Origin of the sequence: Escherichia sp. MOD1-EC5990, assembly GCF_002965285.1 — a bacterium.
In the GTDB taxonomy this organism is placed as follows: Bacteria; Pseudomonadota; Gammaproteobacteria; order Enterobacterales; family Enterobacteriaceae; genus Escherichia; species Escherichia coli_F.
The window spans coordinates 21,762-40,133 of record NZ_PTRV01000031.1 but is presented as its reverse complement, the minus strand read 5'-3'; the positions used below and the strand labels follow the sequence as shown (position 1 = coordinate 40,133).

Here is an 18,372-nt window from a genome sequence, read left to right as displayed (position 1 = left end):
GTTTTCCAGCAACACATTGTCTGCCACGTTATTGTGAATAGAGAATGCCCCTTCACTATTCGTACCGCTCACCGTCGTACCGTTAGTGTTTGTTTTTAAAATTGCACCATCGTGCTGGGTAACATTTGTTGCCGTACCACCACTAACATCAAGCACGCCACCGGAATAAATTTCAATAACATCCGAGGTGCTGGTGTAATCAACAATTTGAGTACCTCCAGAATAGATCTGAGTATATTTTGCCGTTGACTTATTATTCAAAGACTGAGTTCCACCTTCAATCGTCGTGTCCAGCGCATGGCTTTCATATACTCTTTGCTCACCGCCATTTTTAATGGTGGTTGTTTCTACTGTGCTCTGTTCAACATACTGTCGACCACCATTTATGGTTGTGTTCGTTGCCAGACTTCCTTGCGTGATGTCCTGAGAGCCAGACTTATTTATTGTTGTACTGTCGACATGCCCCTGAGTTGTTACTCGTTGGCTGCCACCATCAATGATTGTTCCATTCGCAGTCCCCCCACTTATGTGTGAATTACCCCCCTTAATTGTCGTTCCATTGCTGATACCACCCGTATAAACGTCCTGATTGCCACTCTCGATTATCGTACCTGTGGAAATACCCCCGTCATGAATTGTCTGTCTGCCCCCGTTAATGGTTGTATTATTAGCCTGCCCCACAAAATTGTAATGACCTCCTACATCTTGATATCCACCAGATTCAATAATACTTCCATTAGATACCCCGCCATAAACATCCTGATAACCGTGGTTGATAATATGAGTGTTATTTGTTGTACCTCGTTCATCCACTCTTTGGACGCCATCTACAGTCTCATCGTTTACCACGCCAATAACGGTTGAAGTAAAAGCTGCCATCCCTGGTGGGGCATATATCAAAGCAGATATCAATAAGGAAAGTACTGAGCGGCGAAAATAATAGGGACTGGTCCTGTTCATAAATTTCATCCTCTGAAAAGTGAATACTGAGTAGCGTTTAAGCAACCTTAGCTCTGCTGCAACATCAGCCCACAGGCACCAGACCAAGGGGATTCATCCTGAAGAGACAGCGCAAGTGTATTGTGTTCACCGCTCATCAAAGACATCATGATGAAATGATGATATTCCGCATAAGAAAGAGGCATTTTTTAAACACAGTGCGCTGAAGTGTGGTTGGATAAAAAAGTCAATCTATTCAGGAAATACGGGCGTATTCTTTTCTTTCGACATTGAAGCCGTCGGAAAAATAAAATGATTTACATAATCGTTTCTGATGAATATCTTCTGCTCACATAAAAATCACGCAATAATATTGAGATTGCAGATTGTTTTACTTTTACAGCTTTCGTCCACCGATTGTTGGGCAAATATTGGTAGAGTCAGAGCACGAAAGTTAATACCACGTTCTCACAGCTCCTCCAACAGCACGGCAAGATGCCGCATACTGCGCCCCAGTCGGTTTAGTTTACAGACTACCAGTACGTCCCCTACCGATAATGTCCTGAGCCGTTTGTTCTGTCCGGGCCTGCTGCCACGGTTATGCGCTGAAGTGGTAACTCTGAGCACGCAGTTCATCAGTCAGGCGTGGTACACCGTAACCCTATTATTGATGGGTAATATCAAAAAAACTTTCAGGCAGCTAAGGAAAGTTGAACCAGACATTAGATGAAATATTTCAACCAATTACAGCACCAGTTCAGACACCGCCAACTCATCAAATAAATCAAGGGGTTACGTGAAAGCATAGCCCCTTTTACTTTGGTAGTGACAGCAAAATGGATGCAGTGTGAAGAATAATCCCGTTTACTCAATCAATAATACATATTATTTCAATCTACGTTATTATCTCTTTGTAAAAATCGCCATTTATTTATCATTGAAAACTGCTTTTAGAACTTTATACAAGGGGCCTAGTCACAACAGACTATTCTCAACGGGCTCATCCTCAGAGGAACTATCATCAAAGTCATCATCCATAGATGAAATACCATCGAATGGTGCCACGCCCGTGATCATTTTTATTTTTTTATTACGATCAGATAAGACTCCATTTAAACCGTTTTCGCTCACAGGCTTTAATGATTTTTCATAACTCTCATTGTTAGCAGGCGTATTAAAAATACACGGAGTATCAACATCAAACAATGACGTCCCCCAGTTCACATATTTAATATCATAGTTACTGAAGTTCTGTCCAGAAAAGAAGCACCCCTTAAAGTCCAATCCACCTAAATTATATAACCCCCCCTCTTCTTTTGGGAGAGTAATTTTAATTCTGGCTATCTCCCAGACAAAATTGCCATTTTTGTATTTGAATACCGTTTCAAGATCTCCTCCAGACAGCTTGACTTCTGGAAATAATTTGAAATTAAACCCTACATTATTATGTGTCAACGTAGATGAACAAAATATGGAAAAAGCTTGCAGTGCTGAATTATAGCTATCGATTTTATCTTGAGGCTGCGCTCTTGGTAAAAACTTATAGCAACACTCATAAAAATTAAGTAGAAACTCTGATGACCTTCCATTTTTATCAAATAATACCCGCTGAAAATGCTGCACAAACTTATTCGTTTTTTCTTGAATATCTATGGTGTGTTCCTTTGACTCTAACAAAGATGAATCCTGTTGAAGTGCATTGCTCATCTGGTTGAGGAACAACTGCATTTCTTTCAACTTATCTCCATAGTGACCTTTAACTTGCTGAGAATTTTTAGTTACAGTTGAAACCTTATCTGTGTGGTTTTCATATAAATTATGTGATTCCATACAGTCATTTGGCGGCGTTTCTGAAATAACACTACGCGTTCTACCTGGCTGAAGTGAAGCAACATGAAAATCACTTTTTCTTATATTGTCGAATAGGGTCTGTTCATTTCTCTTAGCGCATTCAATAAACTGATCAACATTATTTTTATTAGATGACAGGTTAATTTCAGAAACCGCATTTTCTTTGTTCTCCAGCTTTAGTTTAACGAGAAGGTCTTCCCACACCGTTTTTTTTAAACATACGACGTCAGGCTCACCATCAGCAACTAACTCTTGATTATTATCAAAGTGTACGTTGTATACTTTTAATTTATTTTCATTAGCATCATATTTAATACGTTTTAATTGTTCTCCGGCTCCCATAATGACAAAAGCATTGCCTTCATGATATTTACATTCAGACATCATTTTTTGTAAAATTTCAAGAGCACCGTTATACGTCCCTGAGGCAGCTTCTTTACAAATTAATTTTATAATACTATAAGCTAGTAACTCCATGGATTTAGAAGATTTTCTTTCATTACAATTTCCACTATTTATAAATGTGCTAGTGTTAATTTCGTTGCTTTTACTAACTAACATTGTCTATTCCTCAGTTAATGTCTACATGGCTATTTTTAATGTTATTATTGTTTGTCACTATAAAAAATCGCTCATTTGAGACAATTGCTGGCATTAACAGCTTCATATGCTATACATGGTACTTTTAATTAATTTAGCACAAGAATGTTAAATTTAATAAGCAAAAGGTTATTTCACTGTATGATAAAAACCACCCGTTATAATTTATTCGTGAGAATCGTTTTTTGAGTGTTAGAAATTTATATCTAAATAGCGTTGATTAATGACCAAAGCCAGACTCCTGTAACGCTCACAAGACTCTTCTGCATTCGACGGCGGTTCTAGTCAGTAGTAGATGTTTAAGGCGTGGCAGAGACATTTCATCCTTACTCTACGGCATTGGTCCACATACAAATCGTGGTTGTGACACTTCACTTATCATCAGTGAGCGAACAGAGAATAGTTCAGTGATTTGAGTAATTAACCTGATTAAATGAAGATGCATGATAAATGATAATACTCTGGCTTTATCGTTAATTACTTAATTCCACATGTAAGCAATTTGCCCGCTTGGCATAGCGGGCATTTTTTCCAGGTACTTTTGAATGAGTACTGATGGATAAATACATTGCAGTGGCGTGCCACGTACCAAAACACCAGCCCTCATTCGAAACCACCTACCGCATTGCTTCTTTAAAATGGCGTTAGTCGTGAAATATTGACCGCCATCGAGTCCCCCTTGTAACCTTAACTCTTCCTGATACGTGAATAATGATTTGGTGGCCCTTGCTGGACTTGAACCAGCGACCAGGCGATTATGAGTCGTCTGCTCTAACCACTGAGCTAAAGGGCCTTGAGTATGCAATAACAATACTTATAAATCACGCAATAAACATGATGATCTTATGATGTAAATAACAGATTTTTTATGCGTTCTCATCCATCCTGGGTCGTCAATACCTGCGACATAAAACCCGACACCACCTCCATTCGCAAAGTCGATACTCGCAGTCAACAAGCAAATGTTAATAATTAGCACAATCTATAGTTATCATCGATTCAATGATACTTTGTAATGATTTTGTATCTAATAATATAAGTTTATTACATTAACTGAAGAGTTTTCGCATCATTATGATATCTGTTACTTTTCACCCCATAAAAATAAACTTCATATAGCAATATATTCTTTCATAGATCTTATTCTGCTAATCATTAGTTTCGTATGAGCGATTTTTGACAGTTGCCTCTCCAGACCACATCGATAATTAAAAAAAACAGATTTAAGCATTATCCTTTTCCATATAAATATTGGATAAAAGTAGGACATCTGTTTGCAATTACTTTCACAACAATTAAACATTTTTATGTTTCCGTATACACCATATTACTCTACCATTAGAGGAACTTTATTATGTTTTCTATAAAACCAGGACCAAGAAATTTACCTATCGACAACCCCACATTGTTATCATGGAACATTACTGACGGGGTTCTAAATTCCAAATTAAATACATTAGAATATCTAAACTGTATAACAAATATTATTAATTCTTGTGGAGTTTATCCTCAGGATTTAAAAGACAGAGAAATTATATCAACTTTTCACGCAGAAAAAGTCATTAATGATCTGTTAAAAAACGATTATAAAATTTCCCTTTTTCCAGATACAACTTACCGAGAGTTGAATAAAGCAGCACAGCGTAGCATTACAGCGCCAGACAGGATAGGAGAAGGAAAAACATGGGTTTATCAACGAGATACAATGATTGAAAGAGGTGATAACAGCGGTGTTCATCAGTATGGTCCAGCTGAACATTTCACTCACATTATATCTGACAAACCGTCTCCAAAAGATAAGTATGTTGCATATGCTATTAACATTCCTGACTATGAACTGGCAGCTGATGTATATAATATTAACGTAACGTCACCTTCCGGCCAGCAAGAAACATTTAAAATATTAATCAATCCAGAACATCTACGGCAAACACTTGAGCGTAAATCTCTTACTGCTGATCAGAAATCACAATGTGAAATCATCACACCCAAAAAACCTGGCGAGGCGATTCTTCATGCTTTTAATGCCACCTACCAGCAAATCAGGAAAAATATGGCCGAGTTTGCACGTTGCCATTATGGTTATATACAAATCCCTCCCGTAACAACTTTCCGCGCCGACGGACCAGAAACACCTGAAGAAGAAAAAGGTTACTGGTATCACGCTTATCAACCCGAAGATCTTTGTACCATCCATAATCCAATGGGAGATTTGCAGGATTTTATCGCATTGGTTAAAGATGCCAAAAAATTTGGCATCGATATCATTCCTGATTATACATTTAACTTTATGGGGATCGGAGGAAGTGGTAAAAATGATCTGGATTATCCCTCTGCCGATATACGAGCGAAGATTAGTAAAGATATAGAAAGTGGTATCCCTGGCTATTGGCAAGGTCAGGTCTTGATTCCCTTTATTATAGATCCAGTAACAAAAGAACGTGACCAAATCCATCCAGAAGATATACATCTCACTGCAAAAGACTTCGAAGCAAGTAAAGATAATATTTCTAAGGATGAATGGGAAAACCTCCATGCATTAAAAGAAAAGCGTTTAAATGGAATGCCTAAAACAACACCCAAAAGTGACCAGGTTATTATGTTGCAAAATCAATACGTTCGTGAAATGCGAAAATATGGCGTACGAGGTTTACGTTATGATGCAGCAAAACACTCAAAACATGAACAAATAGAGAGGTCGATAACCCCACCGCTTAAAAATTATAATGAGCGGTTGCACAATACAAATTTATTTAATCCAAAATATCAAAAAAAAGCTGTTATGAATTACATGGAATACCTGGTAACTTGTCCGTTAGATGAACAACAAATGTCATCGCTGCTTTATGAAAGAGATGATTTAAGCGCCATTGATTTTTCATTGCTCATGAAGACGATAAAAGCCTTTTCATTCGGTGGAGATCTCCAAACCCTTGCATCAAAACCGGGTTCCGCAATCTCAAGCATCCCATCAGAAAGACGGATATTGATTAACATCAACCACGATTTCCCTAACAATGGTAATCTTTTCAATGACTTTTTATTTAACCATCAGCAAGATGAACAATTAGCAATGGCATATATGGCCGCTCTCCCGTTCAGCAGGCCTTTAGTTTACTGGGATGGTCAGGTATTAAAATCAACGACTGAGATTAAAAATGATGATGGGTCCACTCGTGTCGGCGGTGAGGCGTGGCTTAATAAAGGTTGCTCTACCTATCAGCAGCTCTACAATGAATTCCACGCATTATATATAGATAAAGAAGGAATATGGAGCGCATTTGAGGGTGTATTTGCAACTAAAAATGTTCTGGCCTTTAGTCGTGGGGATTCTGTGAACATTAATCACTCTCCTCATGATGGACTAGTTATAATAAATAAAGGAAACGAAGAAGTTGAAGGTACCTGGCCTAACAAATTGCAACCAGGAATATATAAAAACATGGGGAGTAATAGCGTTACCATTAATAATAATAATACACGCAAAAGTATTCCCCCAGGTAAAGTATTTACGCTTAGAGGCGGAGCTCTAAATATCAATATTCCTGGGCGCAGCGCTCTTCTTTTAGGGAAAACAGGAGAACCGCCGAACTATTTCTATTTGTAATTTAATGTTATATCTGCCCCGCTAAAACGGGGCAGATGATATGTTTAGTTTACTAACGGTCATTTTGCAGTGAAGCCATTTACTGTTTTTTATCGACCAGATAATCTGTTCTCTGATGGTAGCTCTCCCTAACCTGTTGCTTTAGTTATTCATTTCCTGTCTCACTTTGCCTTAATACCCTACATTAAATGTTACTAATTTGTTGCTTTTGATCACAATAAGAAAACAATATGTCGCTTTTGTGCGCATTTTTCAGAAATGTAGATATTTTTAGATTATGGCTACGAAATGAGCATCGCCATGTCACCCTACATCTCATAAGAGGATCGCTTCTGATGAATGCACTGACCGCCGTACAAAATAACGCTGTCGATTCAGGCCAGGACTATAGCGGATTCACTCTCATCCCGTCGGCGCAATCCCCGCGTCTGCTGGAACTCACCTTCACCGAACAGACGACCAAACAGTTTCTCGAGCAGGTTGCCGAATGGCCCGTGCAGGCGCTGGAGTACAAATCGTTTCTGCGTTTTCGGGTAGGCAAAATTCTTGATGATTTGTGTGCGAATCAGCTGCAACCGTTGCTGTTGAAGACGCTGCTAAACCGTGCTGAAGGTGCGCTGTTAATTAATGCGGTAGGTGTCGATGATGTCGCGCAGGCAGATGAGATGGTAAAGCTGGCAACGGCGGTGGCGCATCTGATTGGCCGCTCAAATTTCGACGCCATGAGCGGTCAGTATTACGCGCGTTTTGTGGTGAAAAATGTCGATAACTCAGACAGCTATCTGCGTCAGCCGCATCGCGTAATGGAGTTGCACAACGACGGCACCTACGTCGAAGAGATCACTGATTACGTGCTGATGATGAAAATCGACGAGCAAAACATGCAGGGGGGTAACTCGCTGCTGCTGCATCTCGATGACTGGGAACATCTGGAGCACTATTTCCGCCATCCGCTGGCGCGCCGTCCGATGCGCTTTGCTGCGCCGCCGAGTAAAAACGTCAGCAAAGATGTTTTCCATCCGGTGTTCGACGTCGACCAGCAGGGCCGCCCGGTGATGCGCTATATCGACCAGTTCGTCCAGCCGAAAGACTTCGAAGAAGGCGTGTGGTTGAGCGAGCTTTCGGACGCCATTGAAACCAGCAAAGGCATACTTTCTGTGCCCGTTCCCGTTGGCAAATTCCTGTTGATTAACAATCTGTTCTGGCTGCACGGTCGCGACCGCTTTACCGCACATCCGGATCTGCGTCGTGAACTGATGCGCCAGCGCGGCTATTTCGCTTACGCCACTCACCACTACCAGACGCATCAGTAAGCGCAAAGGAATTGAGCGGATGTATGATTTTGTGATTATTGGCGGCGGCATCATTGGCATGTCGACCGCCATGCAACTGATTGATGTCTATCCGGACGCCCGCATTGCGTTGCTGGAAAAAGAGTCCGGCCCGGCCTGTCACCAGACGGGCCACAACAGCGGCGTGATCCATGCCGGGGTCTATTACACGCCCGGCAGCCTGAAGGCGCAGTTTTGCCTGGCGGGAAACCGCGCCACCAAAGCCTTTTGCGATCAAAACGGCATTCGCTACGACAACTGCGGCAAGATGCTGGTCGCCACGTCCGATCTCGAAATGGAGCGGATGCGGGCGTTATGGGAACGCACAGCGGCGAACGGTATTGAGCGCGAGTGGTTAAACGCCGAGGAGCTACGCGAGCGCGAACCGAATATCACCGGACTGGGCGGCATTTTTGTGCCGTCCAGCGGTATTGTCAGCTACCGCGAAGTGACAGCGGCAATGGCAAAAATCTTCCAGGCCAAAGGCGGTGAGATTATTTATAACGCCGAAGTCAGCGCTCTCAGTGAGCATAAAAACGGCGTGGTGATACGGACCCGTCAGGGCGGTGAATATGAAGCATCGACGCTGATTAGCTGTTCCGGGCTGATGGCTGACCGGCTGGTGAAAATGCTCGGACTCGAACCGGGCTTTATCATCTGCCCGTTCCGTGGCGAATATTTCCGCCTTGCCCCGGCGCATAACCAGATTGTTAACCACCTGATTTACCCCATCCCCGACCCGGCAATGCCGTTTTTGGGCGTGCATCTCACCCGCATGATCGACGGCAGCGTGACCGTCGGGCCAAACGCGGTGCTGGCGTTCAAACGCGAAGGCTATCGCAAGCGCGACTTCTCATTTAGCGACACGCTGGAGATTTTGGGCTCGTCGGGGATTCGCCGGGTGCTGCAAAACCATCTACGCTCAGGACTGGGCGAGATGAAAAACTCGCTGTGCAAAAGCGGCTATCTGCGGCTGGTGCAAAAGTATTGTCCCGGGCTTTCGTTAAGCGATCTCCAGCCCTGGCCCGCCGGTGTGCGGGCGCAGGCAGTATCGCCGGACGGCAAGCTGATTGACGATTTTCTGTTTGTCACCACCCCGCGCACGCTCCACACCTGCAATGCGCCCTCCCCGGCAGCGACATCAGCAATTCCTATTGGTGCGCATATTGTCAGCAAGGTACAAACGCTGTTGGCAAGCCAGAGTAACCCCGGACGCACGCTGCGAGCGGCACGTAGTGTGGATGCCTTACACGCCGCCTTTAATCAATAACCTTTGAAAACAGGATGTAGCGATGAAACTGAACGACAGTAACTTATTCCGCCAGCAGGCGTTAATTAACGGGGAGTGGCTGGACGCCAACAATGGCGAAGTCATCGAGGTCACTAATCCGGCAAACGGCGACAAGCTGGGTAGCGTACCCAAAATGGGCGCAGATGAAACCCGCGCCGCTATCGACGCCGCCAACCGCGCCCTGCCCGCCTGGCGTGCCCTTACCGCCAAAGAACGCGCCAACATTCTGCGTAACTGGTTCAATTTGATGATGGAACATCAGGACGATTTAGCGCGCCTGATGACCCTCGAACAGGGTAAACCGCTGGCTGAAGCGAAAGGCGAAATCAGCTACGCCACCTCCTTTATTGAGTGGTTTGCCGAAGAAGGCAAGCGTATTTATGGCGACACCATTCCCGGTCATCAGGCCGATAAACGCCTGATTGTTATCAAGCAGCCGATTGGCGTTACCGCCGCTATCACGCCGTGGAACTTCCCGGCGGCGATGATTACCCGTAAAGCCGGTCCGGCGTTGGCGGCAGGCTGCACGATGGTGCTGAAGCCCGCCAGTCAGACGCCGTTCTCTGCGCTGGCGCTGGCAGAGCTGGCGATTCGCGCGGGCATCCCGGCTGGCGTATTTAACGTGGTCACCGGTTCGGCGGGCGCGGTCGGTAACGAACTGACCAGCAACCCGCTGGTGCGCAAGCTGTCGTTTACCGGCTCGACCGAAATTGGCCGTCAGTTAATGGAACAGTGCGCGAAAGACATCAAAAAAGTGTCGCTGGAGCTGGGCGGCAACGCACCGTTTATTGTCTTTGACGATGCCGATCTCGATAAAGCCGTGGAAGGCGCGCTGGCCTCGAAATTCCGTAACGCCGGGCAAACCTGCGTCTGCGCCAACCGCCTGTATGTGCAGGACGGCGTGTATGACCGCTTTGCCGAAAAATTGCAGCAGGCTGTGAGCAAACTGCACATCGGTGACGGACTGGAAAAAGGCGTCACCATTGGGCCGCTGATTGATGAAAAAGCGGTAGCAAAAGTGGAAGAGCATATCGCCGATGCGCTGGAGAAAGGCGCGCGCGTGGTTTGCGGAGGCAAAGCACATGAACGCGGCGGCAACTTCTTCCAGCCGACCATTCTGGTGGATGTTCCGGTCAACGCCAAAGTGTCGAAAGAAGAGACGTTCGGCCCCCTCGCCCCGCTATTCCGTTTTAAAGATGAAGCCGATGTGATTGCGCAGGCCAATGACACCGAGTTTGGCCTTGCCGCCTATTTTTACGCCCGTGATTTAAGCCGCGTCTTCCGCGTGGGCGAGGCGCTGGAATACGGCATCGTCGGTATCAATACCGGCATTATTTCCAATGAAGTGGCCCCGTTCGGCGGCATAAAAGCCTCGGGGCTGGGTCGTGAAGGTTCGAAGTATGGCATCGAAGATTATTTAGAAATCAAATACATGTGCATCGGTCTTTAACTGGAGAACGCGAATGAGCAGCAATAAAGAGTTAATGCAACGCCGCAGTCAGGCGATTCCCCGTGGCGTTGGGCAAATTCACCCGATTTTCGCTGATCGCGCAGAAAACTGCCGGGTGTGGGACGTTGAAGGCCGTGAGTATCTTGATTTCGCGGGCGGGATTGCGGTGCTCAATACCGGGCACCTGCATCCGAAAGTGGTTGCGGCGGTGGAAGCGCAGCTGAAAAAACTGTCGCACACCTGCTTCCAGGTGTTGGCTTACGAGCCGTATCTGGAGCTGTGCGAGATTATGAATCAGAAGGTGCCGGGCGATTTCGCCAAAAAAACGCTGCTGGTGACGACTGGTTCCGAAGCGGTGGAAAACGCGGTGAAAATCGCCCGCGCCGCCACCAAACGTAGCGGCACCATCGCCTTTAGCGGCGCGTATCACGGGCGCACGCACTATACGCTGGCGCTGACTGGCAAGGTGAATCCGTACTCTGCTGGGATGGGCCTGATGCCGGGCCATGTTTATCGCGCGCTTTATCCTTGCCCGCTCCACGGGATCAGTGAAGATGACGCTATCGCAAGTATTCACCGAATTTTTAAAAATGACGCGGCGCCGGAAGATATCGCCGCCATCGTGATTGAGCCGGTTCAGGGCGAAGGCGGTTTCTACGCCGCGACACCTGCATTTATGCAGCGTTTACGCGCGCTGTGTGACGAGCACGGGATCATGTTGATTGCCGATGAAGTGCAAAGCGGCGCGGGGCGTACCGGCACACTGTTTGCGATGGAACAGATGGGCGTGGCGCCGGATCTCACCACCTTTGCGAAATCGATCGCAGGCGGCTTCCCGCTGGCGGGCGTCACCGGGCGCGCCGAAGTGATGGACGCTGTCGCACCGGGCGGCCTTGGCGGCACCTATGCGGGTAACCCGATTGCCTGCGTGGCAGCGCTGGAAGTGTTAAAGGTATTCGAGCAGGAAAATCTGCTGCAAAAAGCCAACGATCTGGGGCAAAAGCTGAAAGACGGATTGCTGGCGATCGCCGAAAAACACACCGAGATCGGCGACGTTCGCGGGCTGGGGGCGATGATCGCTATAGAGCTGTTTGAAGGTGGCGATCACAGTAAACCGGACGCCAAACTCACCGCCGAGATCGTGGCTCGCGCCCGCGATAAAGGCCTGATTCTTCTCTCCTGCGGCCCGTATTACAACGTGCTGCGCATCCTTGTACCGCTCACTATTGAAGATGCTCAGATCCGTCAGGGTCTGGAGATCATCAGCCAGTGTTTTGCTGAGGCGAAACAGTAGCACCGCACCCATGCCGGAGGCGACGCTTCGCGTCTTGTCCGGCCTACGAGAATCCAGGTCGGATAAGGTGTTTACGCCGCATCCAACAATCTGTACGTGAACAGGAATAAATCTATGTCGGCCGGATAAGGCGGAGCCGCTCTCCGGCAAAAAGAACCAATAACAATTAAACGCGTGACCCGACGCGGGAAATGTCGGGCCGCTCTCCCAAGTGTCACACTTTCGAGAGGATTCAGGATGGGGCAATCATCGCAACCACATGAGTTAGGCGGCGGGCTGAAGTCACGCCACGTCACCATGTTGTCTATTGCCGGTGTTATCGGCGCAAGTCTGTTTGTCGGTTCCAGCGTCGCCATCGCCGAAGCGGGCCCGGCGGTATTACTGGCCTATCTGTTCGCCGGATTACTGGTGGTTATGATTATGCGAATGCTGGCGGAAATGGCGGTTGCCACGCCCGACACGGGTTCGTTTTCCACCTATGCCGATAAAGCTATTGGTCGTTGGGCGGGTTATACCATCGGCTGGCTGTACTGGTGGTTTTGGGTACTGGTTATCCCGCTGGAAGCCAACATCGCCGCCATGATCCTGCACTCGTGGGTTCCAGGCATTCCCATCTGGTTATTTTCACTCGTCATTACCCTCGCCTTAACTGGCAGTAATTTATTAAGCGTTAAAAACTACGGCGAATTTGAGTTCTGGCTGGCGCTGTGCAAAGTCATCGCTATCCTGGCTTTTATTTTCCTTGGTGCAGTCGCAATTAGCGGTTTTTACCCTTATGCCGAAGTGAGCGGGATCTCAAGATTGTGGGATAGCGGCGGCTTTATGCCCAATGGCTTCGGTGCGGTATTAAGCGCGATGTTGATCACCATGTTCTCGTTTATGGGCGCAGAAATTGTCACCATTGCCGCCGCGGAATCCGACACGCCGGAAAAACATATTGTCCGCGCCACCAACTCGGTTATCTGGCGTATTTCTATCTTCTATTTGTGCTCTATTTTTGTCGTCGTGGCATTAATACCGTGGAATATGCCGGGGCTGAAAGCCGTTGGATCTTATCGCTCGGTTCTGGAATTGCTCAATATTCCCCATGCGAAATTAATCATGGACTGCGTGATATTACTTTCCGTAACCAGTTGCCTGAACTCGGCGCTGTATACCGCTTCCAGAATGCTCTACTCCTTAAGCCGTCGCGGTGATGCTCCCGCGGTAATGGGTAAAATCAACCGCAGTAAAACCCCGTATGTGGCGGTATTACTCTCCACCGGCGCGGCATTTTTAACGGTGGTGGTTAACTATTACGCGCCTGCGAAAGTGTTTAAATTTCTGATCGACAGCTCCGGCGCTATCGCCCTGCTGGTTTATTTAGTCATCGCCGTTTCACAATTGCGGATGCGCAAAATTCTGCGAGCAGAAGGAAGCGAAATTCGCCTGCGGATGTGGCTTTATCCGTGGCTCACCTGGCTGGTAATCGGCTTTATTACCTTTGTGTTGGTAGTGATGCTATTCCGCCCGGCGCAACAGTTAGAAGTGATCTCCACCGGTTTATTAGCGATAGGGATAATCTGTACCGTGCCGATTATGGCGCGCTGGAAAAAACTGGTATTGTGGCAAAAAACACCCGTTCATAATACGCGCTAATAATGATCAGGAGTCACACCATGACCATTACGTCTCTGGATGGCTATCGCTGGCTGAAGAACGATATTATTCGCGGTAATTTTCAACCGGATGAAAAATTACGGATGAGTTTGCTGACATCGCGTTATGCACTTGGCGTTGGGCCGTTGCGGGAAGCGCTTTCGCAACTGGTAGCAGAACGACTGGTCACGGTGGTGAATCAAAAAGGGTATCGGGTGGCGTCTATGTCAGAGCAGGAGCTGCTCGATATTTTCGACGCCCGCGCCAATATGGAAGCGATGCTGGTCAGTCTGGCGATTGCCCGCGGTGGCGATGAATGGGAGGCAGACGTTCTCGCAAAAGCGCATCTGCTGAGTAAGCTGGAGGCCTGTGACGCCAGTGAGAAAATGCTTGATGAGTGGGATCTGCGTCATCAGGCGTTTCATACGGCAATTGTGGCGGGCTGTGGTTCTCACTATTTGCTGCAAATGCGTGAACGGTTGTTTGATCTGGCGGCGCGCTATCGATTTATCTGGCTGCGGCGAACAGTGCTTTCGGTGGAAATGCTGGAGGATAAACGCGATCAGCACCAGACCCTGACTGCGGCGGTACTGGCGCGAGATACCGCGCGCGCCAGTGAGTTAATGCGCCAGCATTTACTGACGCCAATTCCCATTATCCAGCAGGCAATGGCTGGCAATTAACTACTCTTCAGGAATACGCAACACTTGCCCCGGGTAAATTTTATCCGGGCTTTTTAGCATCGGTTTATTCGCTTCGAAGATTTTATTGTACAGATTGGCATTACCGTAGACCTGTTTGGAAATGGCACTCAGAGTGTCGCCAGACTTAACGGTATAAAACTGGCTGGCAGTGGCTGGTGTCGCCGTTTTCACCTGATCATCGACACTGGCAATACCGGAAATATTCCCCACCGCAACAAGGATTTTCTCCTTCGCCTCCTGACTTAAGCCGTCACCAGTGACCGTCGCTTTGCCGTCGGCAATTTGAATATTCACTTTATCGGCATCAGGTATACCGGTTTTGTTCAAATGCTCCTGCACCTTCTTCGCCTGATCGTCTTTATCGTGCTGACCTGTAACCGCGTCCCAGAGTTTTTCTCCGGCATCTTTCACAAAATTGAACAGACCCATAGCTACCTCATTCGTTAACGGAAACACTCAGAAAGTGTAGCAGAGGAACGCGGCGCGTTAACGCCGCGGGGGTGAGGACAGGTTTAATCGCGGGTTTGCACCCAGAACGCGTGAATCAAACCGGGGATATACCCAAGCAGTGTCAGCAGAATATTAATAATGAACGCCCAACCGAACCCTTTACCGAGCAGCACGCCGAGCGGCGGCAGAATGATGGTGATGACGATTCTCCAGAAACCCATATGTACTCCCTATAAGAAAATTACTCATTGTTTAAAAAGAGATTTTATCTCTTAAGCGTAGTAATTTTAGCGGAGCCTGCCAGTTTCAGCTTACGCTTTTACTCTCATTTACGCGGCTGATGCTGGCATATGTTGTATTTTTAGTTTAGAGTTTACTTAATTTAGAAAACACTTAAATAACTATGACTGAACTCGCGCAATTACAGGCCAGTGCCGAACATGCAGCGGCCTTATTGAAAGCAATGAGCCACCCTAAACGGTTGCTGATTCTGTGCATGCTTAGCGGTTCCCCCGGTACCAGTGCGGGAGAGCTGACGCGCATTACCGGACTAAGTGCCTCTGCAACATCACAGCATCTCGCTCGTATGCGGGACGAAGGGCTTATCGACAGCCAACGGGATGCCCAACGCATTCTATATTCCATTAAAAATGAGGCGGTAAATGCCATTATCGCCACCCTGAAAAATGTCTATTGTCCGTAAGGAGTCACTATGGCTTTGACAACCATTTCGCCGCATGATGCACAAGAATTAATCGCACGCGGCGCAAAGTTAATCGATATTCGTGATGCTGATGAATATCTTCGTGAACATATTCCTGAAGCAGATTTGGCTCCATTATCTGTGCTCGAACAGTCAGGTCTTCCGGCTAAATTACGTCGTGAGCAAATTATCTTCCACTGCCAGGCAGGTAAACGCACCAGTAATAACGCCGATAAATTAGCAGCGATTGCCGCACCCGCAGAAATCTTTTTACTCGAAGATGGGATTGATGGCTGGAAAAAAGCAGGATTGCCAGTTGCGGTAAATAAGTCTCAACCCTTGCCGTTAATGCGCCAGGTGCAGATCGCCGCGGGTGGTTTAATATTAATCGGCGTTGTACTGGGTTATACCGTAAATAGTGGTTTCTTCTTATTAAGTGGCTTTGTTGGTGCCGGGTTACTGTTTGCAGGAATTAGCGGTTTTTGTGGGATGGCAAGGTTGTTAGATAAGATGCCGTGGAACCAACAAGCTTGAGAAGCGACGCCGGACGCGCCATAGCAGCGACATCCGGCCTCAGTAATTAGATCAGGAAATCGTCGAGAGATTTACCTTCTGCCAGCGCCTGAGCGATTGGCTTCGGTGTACGGCCCTGACCGGTCCAGGTTTTAGTTTCACCGTTAACATCGGTGAATTTATATTTTGCCGGACGCGGCTGGCGTTTTTTACCAGCGCGTGGTGCAGCAGCAGAGCTATTACCCAATAACTCTTCCGGGTTAATTCCGTCAGCTTTCATCAGCTCCAGCCAGGTACTAATTTTTTCCTGGCGCTCTGCCAGTTCACGCTGCTGCTGTTCTTCTTCTTCACGTCTTTCTTTAGTGACAACCCTGAATTTTTCGAGCATTTCTTCAAGAACGTCAATGGAGAATTCGCGAGCCATCGCACGGAGAGTGCGAATGTTATTTAGACTTTGTAACATTACGGACATAATAAAGGAAACCTTTTAACGCCAAAACATAAAGTATTTCGTCGCGTAGTGTAAGCGATCACTTATTATATTTCCACAAAATTTAATCTATTTACAGTCCTGCACGAGATTATTTCAGCTGTTATTTTCTGAAACTCTCAGAATAATTTCAAGATTATATATTAGCCAATTTGATGAGTAATTTCGGTTATTGGTGAACAGAGCGGCGCTCTCTGCTCGCTAATTCCGCAAGCCTGATAAAACCAAATCGAATAAAAATGCAATATATACGAATAAAAATAAACATCACTCACTGGTGCTTTCTGCTGTTAATGTACATTGTCTGGCATAAAAAATGCTGAAAATGACCCAGTCACTGCATACACCGAACTCTCTACGCTTATAGCGTTACCTCACCCCCAAACTTTCATTAGTGAAAATAAAGATACGTGCATATCTAATTGATTTAATTAAAAATAAATCATATCAGCATGTAAAAATCCACAATGTACAAAAAACGCGCCGCTACGGAATATTTTATCTACAAAAACAGATTAAATAAAAATTTTTCACTAATTGATTAGTCATAGCCAGCGATATACGCTATGCGAAAATGCAGATGGCAATGAGATCCACTGCTTTCATCTCTATTAACGTCCCATTACGCTTTTATTAAGGAGCATTAGCATGTTCTCACCGCAGTCACGCTTGCGTCATGCAGTTGCAGATACGTTCGCGATGGTTGTTTACTGTTCTGTCGTGAACATGTGTATTGAAGTTTTCCTCTCCGGAATGAGCTTCGAACAGTCTATTTATTCCAGATTGGTAGCGATTCCGGTGAACATCTTAATTGCATGGCCATACGGTATGTACCGCGATCTGTTTATGCGCGCGGCACGCAAAGTTAGTCCGTCGGGCTGGGTAAAAAATCTGGCGGATATCCTGGCGTATGTGACGTTCCAGTCACCGGTGTATGTGGCGATCTTGTTAGTGGTGGGCGCAGACTGGCATCAGATTATGGCGGCGGTCAGTTCAAACATCGTTGTTTCGATGTTGATGGGGGCGGTTTATGGCTACTTCCTCGATTATTGCCGCCGACTGTTTAAAGTCAGCCGTTACCAGCAGGTAAAAGCCTGACCCTTCTTTTCGCGACTGGCATCGCCAGTCGCGTCTTTAACTGGCTTCGCCAAATAAACCATTCAAATAACGTTCAAGCGCAACACGCGAACTAAAGCCATGTGGGATTCCGTAATGCTCATGACGTTCACCCGCTAAATAGAGCGGAAATTGCTGGTAATGGTCGCACGTTTTAATATCGGAAGCGGGTTCAGCCAGTGTTGAACTGCGTTCTTTTAATGTTGGATGAATTACCAGAGCGGTACGTCCCATGCGTGCTTCGCGATTAACATAGACATAATTTTCCCCACGGCGGTAACCATACGCTTTCTGAGTTACCACATCGACAGTAAAACCGACTTTTTCAAGTACGCGCGCCACCTCGTCTGGTCGTAAATACATATTTGATCCTCGTTATTATCAACTGCGGTCCT

The 18,372-nt window shown here is 46.4% G+C and carries 15 protein-coding genes, 1 tRNA gene and 3 pseudogenes; 10 read left to right on the top strand and 9 right to left on the bottom strand.

Going from position 1 to position 18,372, the window contains the following annotated elements:
- From BEB42_RS23765 to BEB42_RS23750, 5 genes and pseudogenes are all read right to left on the bottom strand, one after another.
- The coding region (locus BEB42_RS23765) for an AIDA repeat-containing protein (RefSeq protein WP_172954555.1) at nucleotides 1-960 on the bottom strand (960 nt) is incomplete at its 3' end.
- 64 nt (nucleotides 961-1,024) lie between these two features.
- A pseudogene (locus BEB42_RS26360) lies at nucleotides 1,025-1,145 on the bottom strand (ATPase).
- A 265-nt stretch (nucleotides 1,146-1,410) separates the two neighbouring features.
- Nucleotides 1,411-1,575: pseudogene (locus BEB42_RS23760) on the bottom strand (recombinase family protein); the annotation flags it as partial.
- A 322-nt stretch (nucleotides 1,576-1,897) separates the two neighbouring features.
- A pseudogene (ypjCB, locus tag BEB42_RS23755) lies at nucleotides 1,898-3,351 on the bottom strand (YpjCB family protein).
- A 756-nt stretch (nucleotides 3,352-4,107) separates the two neighbouring features.
- Nucleotides 4,108-4,183, bottom strand: a tRNA-Ile gene (locus BEB42_RS23750).
- 561 nt (nucleotides 4,184-4,744) lie between these two features.
- Between BEB42_RS23750 and BEB42_RS23745 the strand changes: the two genes are divergently transcribed.
- From BEB42_RS23745 to csiR, 7 genes are all read left to right on the top strand, one after another.
- Nucleotides 4,745-6,997 (top strand): alpha amylase C-terminal domain-containing protein, encoded by a 2,253-nt coding sequence (locus BEB42_RS23745; protein ID WP_000491445.1) that lies wholly within the window; start codon nucleotides 4,745-4,747, stop codon nucleotides 6,995-6,997.
- 335 nt (nucleotides 6,998-7,332) lie between these two features.
- A complete protein-coding gene (glaH, locus tag BEB42_RS23740; RefSeq protein ID WP_000993112.1) occupies nucleotides 7,333-8,310 on the top strand; it encodes a glutarate dioxygenase GlaH in 978 nt (325 codons plus the stop codon).
- Between the two features lie 19 nt (nucleotides 8,311-8,329).
- Nucleotides 8,330-9,598 carry an L-2-hydroxyglutarate oxidase gene (gene lhgO / locus BEB42_RS23735; protein ID WP_105267584.1) on the top strand — a complete coding sequence of 423 codons (1,269 nt, stop codon included), beginning with the start codon at nucleotides 8,330-8,332 and terminating at the stop codon, nucleotides 9,596-9,598.
- A 22-nt stretch (nucleotides 9,599-9,620) separates the two neighbouring features.
- Nucleotides 9,621-11,069, top strand: a complete 1,449-nt coding sequence (gene gabD, locus BEB42_RS23730; protein ID WP_105267583.1) for an NADP-dependent succinate-semialdehyde dehydrogenase — start codon at nucleotides 9,621-9,623, stop codon at nucleotides 11,067-11,069.
- A gap of 13 nt (nucleotides 11,070-11,082) precedes the next feature.
- A complete protein-coding gene (gene gabT, locus BEB42_RS23725; protein WP_105267582.1) occupies nucleotides 11,083-12,363 on the top strand; it encodes a 4-aminobutyrate--2-oxoglutarate transaminase in 1,281 nt (426 codons plus the stop codon).
- Between the two features lie 237 nt (nucleotides 12,364-12,600).
- Nucleotides 12,601-14,001: a GABA permease gene (gene gabP / locus BEB42_RS23720; RefSeq protein WP_001295173.1), complete on the top strand. Its 1,401-nt coding sequence runs from the start codon at nucleotides 12,601-12,603 to the stop codon at nucleotides 13,999-14,001.
- Between the two features lie 20 nt (nucleotides 14,002-14,021).
- A complete protein-coding gene (gene csiR, locus BEB42_RS23715) occupies nucleotides 14,022-14,684 on the top strand; it encodes a DNA-binding transcriptional regulator CsiR (protein ID WP_000156814.1) in 663 nt (220 codons plus the stop codon).
- On the opposite strand, the gene kbp is transcribed toward csiR, so the two are convergent.
- Entirely contained in the window at nucleotides 14,685-15,134 is a 450-nt protein-coding gene (gene kbp / locus BEB42_RS23710) for a potassium binding protein Kbp (RefSeq protein WP_000522415.1), read from the bottom strand.
- Between the two features lie 83 nt (nucleotides 15,135-15,217).
- The gene (locus tag BEB42_RS23705) at nucleotides 15,218-15,376 is read right to left on the bottom strand and encodes a YqaE/Pmp3 family membrane protein (protein WP_000508177.1); all 159 of its coding nucleotides are present in this window, start codon (nucleotides 15,374-15,376) and stop codon (nucleotides 15,218-15,220) included.
- A gap of 182 nt (nucleotides 15,377-15,558) precedes the next feature.
- On the opposite strand from BEB42_RS23705, the gene BEB42_RS23700 reads away from it, so the two are divergent.
- On the top strand, nucleotides 15,559-15,858 hold the full coding sequence (locus tag BEB42_RS23700) for an ArsR/SmtB family transcription factor (RefSeq protein ID WP_097420639.1): 300 nt from the start codon (nucleotides 15,559-15,561) through the stop codon (nucleotides 15,856-15,858).
- Between the two features lie 9 nt (nucleotides 15,859-15,867).
- On the top strand, nucleotides 15,868-16,392 hold the full coding sequence (gene ygaP / locus BEB42_RS23695) for a thiosulfate sulfurtransferase YgaP (RefSeq protein WP_001229453.1): 525 nt from the start codon (nucleotides 15,868-15,870) through the stop codon (nucleotides 16,390-16,392).
- A gap of 46 nt (nucleotides 16,393-16,438) precedes the next feature.
- On the opposite strand, the gene stpA is transcribed toward ygaP, so the two are convergent.
- A complete protein-coding gene (stpA, locus tag BEB42_RS23690; protein WP_000115383.1) occupies nucleotides 16,439-16,843 on the bottom strand; it encodes a DNA-binding protein StpA in 405 nt (134 codons plus the stop codon).
- A gap of 666 nt (nucleotides 16,844-17,509) precedes the next feature.
- Between stpA and alaE the strand changes: the two genes are divergently transcribed.
- The gene (gene alaE, locus BEB42_RS23685; RefSeq protein WP_000492659.1) at nucleotides 17,510-17,959 is read left to right on the top strand and encodes an L-alanine exporter AlaE; all 450 of its coding nucleotides are present in this window, start codon (nucleotides 17,510-17,512) and stop codon (nucleotides 17,957-17,959) included.
- Nucleotides 17,960-17,995: 36 nt separating this feature from the next.
- Here the strand turns inward: alaE and BEB42_RS23680 are convergent, their stop codons facing one another.
- Complete coding sequence (locus BEB42_RS23680; RefSeq protein ID WP_000281320.1) at nucleotides 17,996-18,340, bottom strand: DUF2002 family protein; 345 nt, start codon at nucleotides 18,338-18,340, stop codon at nucleotides 17,996-17,998.
- Nucleotides 18,341-18,372 lie beyond the last annotated feature (32 nt).